Origin of the sequence: Streptomyces sp. 150FB, assembly GCF_000818195.1 — a bacterium.
Classification (GTDB): Bacteria; Actinomycetota; Actinomycetes; order Streptomycetales; family Streptomycetaceae; genus Streptomyces.
In genome coordinates this window covers 8,027,354-8,029,469 of the sequence record NZ_JTHL01000001.1, presented here as the reverse complement: position 1 = coordinate 8,029,469, position 2,116 = coordinate 8,027,354, and the positions used below count along the sequence as shown (strand labels likewise).

Genomic DNA, 2,116 nt, shown 5'->3' with positions numbered 1-2,116 from the left:
GCCGTCGACCGGTCCGCGAGCGCGCGGTCGAGGCGGCGGCGCAACTCGTCGCCGAACGGGGCCTTGGCGCGATGACCCTGGACGCCGTCGCGGAGCGGGCCGCGTGCTCGCTTCCCAGCTTGCACACGGTCTTCGACGGCCGCGACGGCCTACTCGGCGCCGTCTACGAACGCTACGGCCCGCTGCCCGACTTGGAGGCTCTGACCGCCGACCCGCCGGAGCGCCTGGAGGACACCGTGCTGGTGCTCTACCAGACCGTGATCACGGCGTTCGACCGCGAGCCGCGCGTGCTCCCGGCGATCCTCGCGGACCTCTTCAGCCGGCCGGACGGGCCCGCCGCGCGAGCGATGCGGGCGTACCTCCCGCGCTTCTTCGACAGCCTCGCCCGGCTCCTGCTGCCGCACGTGGAAACGGGCCGGGTGCGACCGCTGCCACTCCCGGTCCTGGTCCAGCTCCTGCTGGGTCCGATGGTCACGCACATCCTTACGCGACCGGTCCTCGAACCCATGCGGAGCCTTGATCTCCCACCCGTGAACGAGCTCTGCGAACTCTTCGCCGAGGCATACGTGCGCGCGGTCACACGGCCGGAACAACGGGGCGCCCGCTGACGTCCCGTCAGCGGCTCGCGGAGCCCGCTCGAGCAGAACTGCGGACGCGGCCCCGTATGAGGCCGCGACGAGCTTCTGGCCTGGTGATCGTCTACGGCCGGGCCAACGCGGTCATCGCCACGTCGGCCACGTAGGTCTGGGTACTGATCATCGTCGCCGCGCTGGTGCACCTGATGCCGCGGTACACCGACATCGGCCGTGACATCCACAGCAACGCCGCGAGGGACCCCGGGCGTACGGCCCGCCGGGCTGACGTCTGCCCGGGCCGCAGGACCGCCAGGGCCCGTCGAGTCTCTCGAAGGGCCCTGGCTTTCACGTGTCCGGTGATCGGGCCGCTGATCTCCGGCGGTCTCCCGACGGAGGCTCCTTGGAGCCTCCGTGGAGCGGCGGTCGGCTGGGTATCAGCCCGTCAGGTGACGCTGCGCAGCACGATGCTCCGGATCTCCCAGGGCGCGAGCCGCATCTCGTGGCGGCCCGCCGTCGCCGGCTCGCTGCCGAGAGGCCCACCGAGCAGATCGATCGTCTCGACTTCGGTGAACGGGCCACTCACGGTGGCGACGACCGGGTTGTCGCTCATCGCCACGAGCCGGACCTCGGTGCCTCCGCCCGTGGGCCGGATCGCGCTCACCGCGACCCCCGTACCGTCGACCTGGACGCCCCGCGGGAGGGTGGGGAGTTCGGCACCGCTGCCCGTACCACGCACGACGAGTGCCTCGCCGCGGAAGTGCTCCGAGCGACGGACCGCTTCCGCCCGCTCCCATCCCTGCGGGGACAACACGACGCCGAAGCGGGCGGTTATGGTCTCGCCGAGCGACTGCGCCCCCGGCACCGGGATCTCGCTCGCGGCGGGCTCGTCGCGGTACGGATGCACGTTCCGGCTGATCGAGCCGACGGCGCGAAGCACCGTGATGGCCAACTCCTCGCTGTCGACGACCTCGTACTCGGTCGCGTGGTCGAGCAGCACCGTGACCGGTCCGGCGGAGACGAAGCCGTACGCCGGGTAGGTCGGGATCGGGTGTTCGCCCCAGCCGCCCTCGGCGGTGAGCGGTCGCCGGACCACGGCGAACTGGCTCTCCGAGGCCGATTCGTCGACGCGATGCGGCAGTGGGATGTGCATCCGCAGCCGGTGGTCGCGCATTCCGTTGACGAAGGAGACCGAGAGCCGCAGCATGTCTTCCCCGCGGCGCAGCTCGCCGATGGTCTCGACACACAGCTCGGACCGGGCCGCGCTTCGGCGGTCCGGGGTGTCGGAGAGACCCTGGGGAACGGTGTAATCGCGGGTCACCCTGACCACCCAGCGGACCGGGCCGGTCTCGACGACCTCGACGGCCACCGCCGACGGCCGGTCGACGAACTCGTCCTCGGCGGGCGGCGCGTAGTTGTAGCTGTCGCCCCGATCGCCGCCGTCGACCAGTCGGCCGATCCCCGACAACGCCGTTCCGTCCGCGGCTCGCAGGGTGAAGGTGCCGTCAGCGGCCACCTCGGCACGGACGCGACCGTTGTCGATC

The 2,116-nt window shown here is 71.8% G+C and carries 2 protein-coding genes; one reads left to right on the top strand and one right to left on the bottom strand.

Translation table 11 applies throughout. The annotated features are described in order from the left end of the window. Positions 1 to 608, top strand: a 608-nt coding sequence (locus tag QR77_RS49865; protein ID WP_040029151.1) for a TetR/AcrR family transcriptional regulator, incomplete at its 5' end; no start/stop codon positions are given. Positions 609 to 1,017: 409 nt separating this feature from the next. Here the strand turns inward: QR77_RS49865 and QR77_RS44345 are convergent. Further along, positions 1,018 to 2,116 (bottom strand): glycoside hydrolase family 38 C-terminal domain-containing protein (locus QR77_RS44345; RefSeq protein WP_347359807.1); only part of this gene is annotated, 1,099 nt, incomplete at its 5' end.